6 protein-coding genes are annotated in these 6,002 nt (G+C 61.1%); 5 read left to right on the top strand and 1 reads right to left on the bottom strand.

All coding sequences use genetic code 11. The annotated features are described in order from the left end of the window. The 3 genes from QM641_RS09005 to QM641_RS08995 form a co-directional block, all read left to right on the top strand. On the top strand, positions 1-650 hold a 650-nt coding region (locus QM641_RS09005; protein ID WP_415115629.1), incomplete at its 5' end, for a hypothetical protein. A gap of 1 nt (position 651) precedes the next feature. Continuing rightward, positions 652-1,068, top strand: a complete 417-nt coding sequence (locus QM641_RS09000) for a hypothetical protein (RefSeq protein ID WP_415115627.1) — start codon at positions 652-654, stop codon at positions 1,066-1,068. A gap of 143 nt (positions 1,069-1,211) precedes the next feature. Further along, positions 1,212-2,069, top strand: coding sequence for an RHS repeat-associated core domain-containing protein (locus QM641_RS08995; protein ID WP_415115625.1), 858 nt, complete (start codon positions 1,212-1,214; stop codon positions 2,067-2,069). Here QM641_RS08995 and QM641_RS08990 read toward each other — a convergent pair. After that, the gene (locus QM641_RS08990) at positions 2,066-3,124 is read right to left on the bottom strand and encodes an IS1595 family transposase (protein ID WP_415115623.1); all 1,059 of its coding nucleotides are present in this window, start codon (positions 3,122-3,124) and stop codon (positions 2,066-2,068) included. The two genes, QM641_RS08995 and QM641_RS08990, sit on opposite strands and share 4 nt — an antisense overlap. Positions 3,125-4,131: 1,007 nt before the next feature. Between QM641_RS08990 and QM641_RS08985 the strand changes: the two genes are divergently transcribed. Together QM641_RS08985 and QM641_RS08980 are read left to right on the top strand one after the other, a co-directional pair. Continuing rightward, positions 4,132-5,325, top strand: a complete 1,194-nt coding sequence (locus QM641_RS08985; protein ID WP_415115621.1) for a hypothetical protein — start codon at positions 4,132-4,134, stop codon at positions 5,323-5,325. 204 nt (positions 5,326-5,529) lie between these two features. Continuing rightward, positions 5,530-5,895 (top strand): hypothetical protein, encoded by a 366-nt coding sequence (locus tag QM641_RS08980; RefSeq protein ID WP_415115619.1) that lies wholly within the window; start codon positions 5,530-5,532, stop codon positions 5,893-5,895. Positions 5,896-6,002: the final 107 nt, after the last annotated feature.

Here is a 6,002-nt window from a genome sequence, read left to right as displayed (position 1 = left end):
CCGAAACGGCCGGCACCGCCACCATCATCGAGATGGGCGCCCGCCTCTATGTCCCCAACCTCGGCCGGTTCCTGCAGGTCGACCCCATTGAGGCCGGCGTCGACAACGACTACACCTGGCCCACCGACCCCATCGGATCCGCCGACCTCACTGGGAAGTGTGCAGCGACACCATATACGGCTTGCGACTGGGACATGCTTCTCGCATACGCCTACACGTACGACTGGTATCTGGGGCCTGTGGCGCACGTCGGGAGCGCGGAGCACGCAATGAGCGTGTTCCAACAGAACCCGGGCAAGGTCTTCCCTTTCACAGTGACCGGCTGCCCCACCTTCAGCGAAGGCGCAACATGCACCCTCCACAATGTCGTCAATGCACCCCGGAATGTTGCTGGCGCATTGCGCGCAACTGGCACTGTGAAGGTAAGCACGAGCAGGACTTCCGTAACATTCACGGTCGCCAGTAAGGGCTACTTCGATCGCGTCGGATCGCGAATCACATTCAGAACATATCAGCGCGGTGGCGCCGTATATTTGAGGCAGTCAACCCGCGTGCGGTACGCAAGCCTATTTGCCATAATCGGTGTCGCCTTTGGCGCTGCGCGCAGAACCTGGCGGACGCAGGCGAGAAACCTGCGAGGAATCCTGTAGAATGGAAGTACAACATCCCAAAAATTTGTCAAATATCTGGCCATTTTTGCTTGGCTTCTGCGCGGGGGCAGCATTGGGTGCAATCTTGCAGACGGAGTATGCGCTCGCGCACCCTGATACATGGTACCTCTTCTTTGGGCCCGTGCTTGCCTACGTTTATAGCGTCGGCATAATGGGATTTATTGGTTTTGCTGGCGGAGCCGTATCGGTATTGACTCTCGGCCTGCAAACAAGACTGAGTGCACGGCGTGTATTCTGCCTGCGAGTGCTTCTGACTTCGATTATCACATGGACTCTCTTGGCTTTTTCAAGCGGGGAAGCATTCTCCTTAGAAATGATCGAATGCTTTGTGGTGTTGATGCTCCCTCAAGTACTTCTCGCTGTGAGAACGCTCGCATTGGCGAATAAGGAACGGTAGCCCTCATGTCCGCGCCTTGTACGCCGGAACGGCATTCGCGTGATGATGTATGGACCGAACCCGGCGGTACGCCGAAGACGACGATGTCGAACTATTGTTATGACTGGGCGGATCGGTTGACGTCGTCGACGGTGACTAATCCGATGTCGACCGCGCACGCGGTCTCGGACGGGCTCACCGCGGGGGAGATCGTCTATGACGCCCGCGGGAACGTCACCACGCTCGGTGATATGACGTTCACCTACGACGCGGAGAACCAGCACACCTCGACCACTTACGCCAACGGGACAGTCGTGTCGGTGACCCGTGATCCCGCCGGGCGGGTCGTGTCCCGCACGACCACCCCGTCCAGCGGGACGGCGACCACGGTCACCTATCTGCACGCCGGGACCGGTGACACCCCGTGGGGCAGTGTCACCGGGACCACCCTGACGCGGCAGCTCGCGTTCCCTGGTGGGGCGCAACTGGCCATCACCGGGACCAGCAGAACCTGGGCGTACCCCGGCATCCAGGGACACACCATCACCACCGGCACCGGCACATCGTCGTCAGTGTTGCGGTTGTATGACCCGTACGGGCAACCCCTCCACCCCACCACCCTGTCCCTGGGCACCACCAACTCCGACGACACCGGGACGAACGGGCAACACACCGGCTGGCACCAAGCAGGACTCAAGCTCACCGAAACGGCCGGCACCGCCACCATCATCGAGATGGGTGCCCGCCTCTATGTCCCTAACCTCGGCCGGTTCCTGCAGGTCGACCCCATCGAGGCCGGCGTCGACAACGACTACACCTGGCCCACCGACCCCATCAACAAACACGACCTCACCGGACAAGCTACGGACTTCATACATCAAGTAGCCCGAAACATCACTGACACCGGACTCGGCAAGGCTGTTCTCACCCTCTGCAGCTTCATCCCCGGCTTTATTGGCACAGGATGCGGTGCCGTCGAGGCGCTGGCGTACTGGATTCAAGGTAAAGGGGTATCCATTTAAGTCACGATGGTGTCCCGTCGCCAGGGCAGATGTTCGTGAGTCGTATCGAGTGTGCCGGGTCGTGAGCGTGGGCCGCTGAGACCTGTCGGTTTGACGGGCTTGGCGACGGGGACGCGCACGAGGTTCTGATACGTCATCGGGTCGGCGTGGACGGACCTCTGGAGCAGACGCATGAACACCAGGCCGCGTTTCCTGCTGTGGCGGCGGTTGAATCTGAACACGAACTCGTCGAGGTATTCCTGGAGGTGTTCGGCAGTGCCCGCACCTTGGTATGTTCCCTCGATCATGCGTTTGGCGAGCGCGAAGACGCGGTGGACTGCGGGAAGAGATTCGTGTGCGGGTCGTCCTGTCGCCGAGATATTGATCGGCTCGTGCACGTAGCCTGTCAGCGCGGGCGGGTATGACGGCCACCCATCGGTGACGATCGTGGCTCCCGTGGCGACGTGCGCTTGCGTGAAGGTTTCCAGCGACGTCGCTGACGCGTCCGGGATCACAGCGAGCCTGGCCCGCCCCCACCCGGATCCTCCGGTCTCGATCGCGCCGGCGACAAGGGTCTTTCCCTTTGCGCCGCGGCCAGGGGAACCGGGCCGCGGACCGCCGAAGAAGGCTTCATCGATCTCTACCACGCCCTCCAGCAGCCCTCCGCTGGTTTGCGTCATCACGGAGCGGTACTTCGCGAGAATCGTCCACGCGGTCTGGTACGACGAGATCGGCAGCACACGCTGCAAGTGCGCCGCCGACACCCCGCCCTTGTCGGTCGTCATCAGCCAGGCAGCTTCGAACCACACCGTCAGCGGCGTGCGGGTCCGGTCGAAGATCGTTCCCGAGGTCACAGAGACCTGTTTCCAGCACCCACGACACCGATAGCGGTGCTTCGGATCACGTCCAGCATCGCGTGAACCGCAGTGGGGACACGCGAATCCGTCAGGCCATCGCAACCAGTCCAGATAATCCAAACATGCGCTGTCCGACGAGAACCAGGCACGCAGCTGCACGAGATCCGCAGGATAGTCCTCGCCCGCGACCGGAAGCGCCGCCAGAGTAGGCTCAACCACGACAGCACACCCCTTCTTGGTGTGTAGTCCACGCCCCCGGCTGTTCCAGCAGCGCGGGGGCCTCTTGCCCACCTCACCCTACCCGGCACCATCGTGACTTAAATGGATACCCCTTTCAAGGTAAACCCGACCAAGCCGCATTGTCCGCTGGCATCGCGGTTGCGAGCTGGTTTGGTGGCGGCGCAATGGCAAAAGTGCTGAGCAGTATGGGAAAGGCGAACATATTCACGCGAGCCGCACGCCCGATAGCTACGATCAAGCGGCGCGACCTTCGGACGCACTATCAAGATATTAATCGCATATCAGGTTGGGTTGGAAATGGTCCAGTTGCCGCAATCGGAATCGCAGTATCCGAAGTCGTCAGACCCTCGATGTGGCGGTGGCAAAATCCATTTGCTACCAAACCCTCGCCAATACCGCGATATCTCATGAGGAGATACTGATGCGGTATATACCGGGATCGGCGATAGGTGTTCGCGTAACCGGGGCAGTTTGGGGTGCGCTCTTGAGTACGGCCTGGCTGGCGGGACTGCCGTATGACCGCGACAATGTAGGCGCTTGGCTCTTTCCTCTGATCCCAGCGTTTGTGACTGTGCGGCCGTGGGGCCTTGGCGTTTGGCTAACCGACGACGGGTTTGTTGTAAAGTCGTGGTTCCGCAACTATAGAATCAAATCTCGCGATGTTGTCAGAATTGATATTTCGTCCGTGAACTCTGGGCTTCTCGGTGTAAGAATAAGATTCATCCCTTTCGTGGGTTCGGTGAGAATGATGGAAGTACAAGTACGCGAGAAGTGGCTATCCAACTGGTTTCCGTGCACGGTTGGGCGACGCAATCGCGTGCTGCGGCTGGTGCGTAGTCTTCGCGAGCATACCGGTGCACCGATGGGAGGTGATATCTCACAGTGAGCCCCGGGAACGGCGCATCCGCTGGGGCAGTTCGCCACGTGAATACCGGATGAGATGCCACCGGGCCAGAACCCGAGTTGCAAGTGAGGGAGAGAGCGTGATGGGTGAGCGGTGGTCGCCGGAGCGGGTGCGTGCGGCGTTGTCGAGTCGTGTCGAGGGTGCAGGGCAGCTGGATTCGCAGGGGTTCATCGGGGGGCGGATCAGCGAGGGATGGGCGCTGAGGGTACTGCAGAAGAAGGGGCGCACGTTTACGGAGAGCGTGGTGTTCTTCCCGTCGGAGCAGGTTCGGGAGGATTATCTGCACGCGGAGGCGGCCGGGGTGTTCACGGTGTTGTCGCATACGTCGTTCCCGATCTTGTCGGAGTGGGGGCCGGTCGTGATCATCGACCGGGTGCTCCCGACAGTCATGACAGATCCAGGCGCGTGGGTCCGCGCTGCCACGTCGGATGTGATCAAGCTGGAGACTCCGATCGTCCGCACGCCGATGGCCGACGTCCAGTTCTGGGAGCTGATCGGGCTGCTGCACGGTGAGGTCTCGCCGGAGTCGATAGCGAACCTGACCGACGAAATGTCCACCTGGCCGTACCCGTCCTGTCATCTCCGCATCATCGCGTTCTGGGACGCGCTGGTGACCAAGCTGCACGAGCTCGACCATCCGGGCAACACCGTCGGCTTCGGTGACGGGGACGACCGTCTTGTCAGTGCTGACGCGTCGCTGTATTACCGGTGCGAGATCATCGCACGCGGGCCTGAGGAGTTCCGGGCGCGGGTGCGGGACCCGCGACCCGTGACGGACATGGACGGGGCGTGCGGCAAGGAACTGCTGTACGTGGCGGAGAACGTGGCACCGCGCCAGTTGCCGGACCCGATCGTGCCATACGAGACCGGCACCAACCCAGCGTATTGGCCGGTCGTGGACGAGCCTGACCCCGTTCCCGCCGGCCCGTCGCCGGGCCCTTTCTCCTACCAGGTGCAGATGGCGCGTCTCCAGCTCGCGGAACGGCTGCCGCTCATGCTCATCCAGTTCATCGCGTATGCAGTCGCAGGCGACCGTGTACGCGAGATCATGGGCTGCGTCATGGCCGAGTCGTGCGACGTCGCCCGCGCGGAGGCCGTCTCCTTCGTGGACGGCCTCCTCGACCCCGGGGAACACGCTGAGAGTGTTCAACTCGATGAGACAGGGACTGGTGGGGTGACCACTGGCTGGGCGATGATCCAGACCGTCCGCAAGAGCAGACTCACCATGAACGACTACATCACGCACTACTACCAAGGTGAACCGTCGCGGGTTTAAAGGATCGACGCCCCACATGTCAACGCGCTCGCAGGGAGTATTTTCGCCAGTCCGCCAGCGTACGGCACGGAACTCTTACGTCAACGGGGGTGCAACTTCGCTGTGGGCGCCGAACATGGCACACTCGGGAGAGATATTTGCGAGGAAGACTGTCGAATGCCACCAGAAGATGCTCAAGCATCGATATACAAATGGCCCATCCTGGTGGGCCTCATCACCGGAGCCACCTTGGGCGCAACGCTGCAGACAGTCTACACAATCAGCCATCCTGACACCTGGTACTTCTTTGTGCCCGTATATTGGTACGCCCTTAGTGTCGGCATGTTTGGCTTCATGGGAACACTAGGAGGAGTAGCGTCGGCAACAACCCTCCATCTGGCATGGAGATTGAGCAGCGTGTCGGTATGCTTCCTGCGGATACTTGCTTCATTGATCGTCACGTGGGCTCTTTCAATGTGTGTCGGTGGCGGCGCCTTCTCCCTGGAAATGGCCGGTTGGATCATGGCCCTGGTGCTTCCTCAGGTGCTTCTCGCGGCGAGAACCCTCGTAGTGGCGAAGAAGAAGCCGTAGCTGCCATGTTCACGCTTTGTACGGCGAGACGATGTTCGCGTGACGACGTGTGGACCGCGCCGGGCGGCACGGTCAAGACCACCGCGTCGACCTTCAGCTACGACGCG

Origin of the sequence: Microbacterium sp. (assembly GCF_047605725.1) — a bacterium.
GTDB lineage: Bacteria > Actinomycetota > Actinomycetes > Actinomycetales > Microbacteriaceae > Microbacterium.
This window is presented reverse-complemented; position numbering and strand designations above follow the sequence as displayed.

Bases quoted from the DNA above. Each gene is read 5' to 3' on its own strand.
- QM641_RS09000 (WP_415115627.1), top strand. From the start codon at position 652: ATGGAAGTACAACATCCCAAAAATTTGTCAAATATCTGGCCATTTTTG.
- QM641_RS08995 (WP_415115625.1), top strand. From the start codon at position 1,212: ATGTCGACCGCGCACGCGGTCTCGGACGGGCTCACCGCGGGGGAGATC.
- QM641_RS08985 (WP_415115621.1), top strand. From the start codon at position 4,132: ATGGGTGAGCGGTGGTCGCCGGAGCGGGTGCGTGCGGCGTTGTCGAGT.